This is a genomic window from Suttonella ornithocola (genome assembly GCF_001889065.1).
GTDB lineage: Bacteria > Pseudomonadota > Gammaproteobacteria > Cardiobacteriales > Cardiobacteriaceae > Suttonella_A > Suttonella_A ornithocola.
In genome coordinates this window covers 1-740 of record NZ_LWHB01000309.1, presented here as the reverse complement: position 1 = coordinate 740, position 740 = coordinate 1, and the positions used below count along the sequence as shown (strand labels likewise).

Sequence of the window (740 nt, the reverse complement as noted above, 5' to 3'; positions counted from 1 at the left end):
TCCAATCTGGGGAAGGACTTCGCTTACATAGTGCAYTGATATAGTAAAATCACTTATAATCCAATCTATCCAAAGCAGATATAAAGAACAACTTGTAGTAGAATTATCAAAAACAAACTGAGCATATCCTATGACCTACTGCAGCCAATTCCGACAAAAAATTCTTAACGATATTGCTAATGGAGAAACTTGGCGCGCTGTTGCAAAGCGCTACAAGATCAGCAAATTCACCGTCTATAGCTGGATTAAAAATCCTCATCCTAAAGGCTTTACTGAGCGTAAGCCCTCAAAGATTGATGATGAAGCCTTGCTTAAGGATATTGAGCAGTATCCCGATAATTACCAATGGGAAAGCGCTAGACGTTTTAATTACTCGCAATCAGCGATTTGTTATGCTCTAAAGCGACTAAAGATAACGCATAAAAAAAGATTAACCAACATCCAAAAGCCGACACAGAGCAAAGAGAGCACTTTCAAGAACAAATATAGTCAAATCACTTATAATCCAATCTATCCAAAGCAGATATAAAGAACGACTTATAGTAGAATTATCAAAAACAAACTGAGCATATCCTATGACCTACTGCAGCCAATTCCGACAAAAAATTCTTAACGATATTGCTAATGGAGAAACTTGGCGCGCTGTTGCAAAGCGCTACAAGATCAGCAAATTCACCGTCTATAGCTGGATTAAAAATCCCCATCCTAAAGGCTTACTGAGCGTAAGCCCTCAAAGATTG

At 38.2% G+C, this 740-nt stretch carries 2 protein-coding genes; both read left to right on the top strand.

Features of this window, described 5'->3' with window-relative positions:
• Nucleotides 1-130: 130 nt before the first annotated feature.
• On the top strand, nucleotides 131-529 hold the full coding sequence (locus tag A5N85_RS13970) for an IS630 transposase-related protein (protein WP_072577658.1): 399 nt from the start codon (nucleotides 131-133) through the stop codon (nucleotides 527-529).
• Between the two features lie 46 nt (nucleotides 530-575).
• Nucleotides 576-740 (top strand): helix-turn-helix domain-containing protein (locus tag A5N85_RS18035; RefSeq protein WP_143143342.1); only part of this gene is annotated, 165 nt, incomplete at its 3' end.

Bases quoted from the DNA above. Each gene is read 5' to 3' on its own strand.
- A5N85_RS13970 (WP_072577658.1), top strand. From the start codon at position 131: ATGACCTACTGCAGCCAATTCCGACAAAAAATTCTTAACGATATTGCT.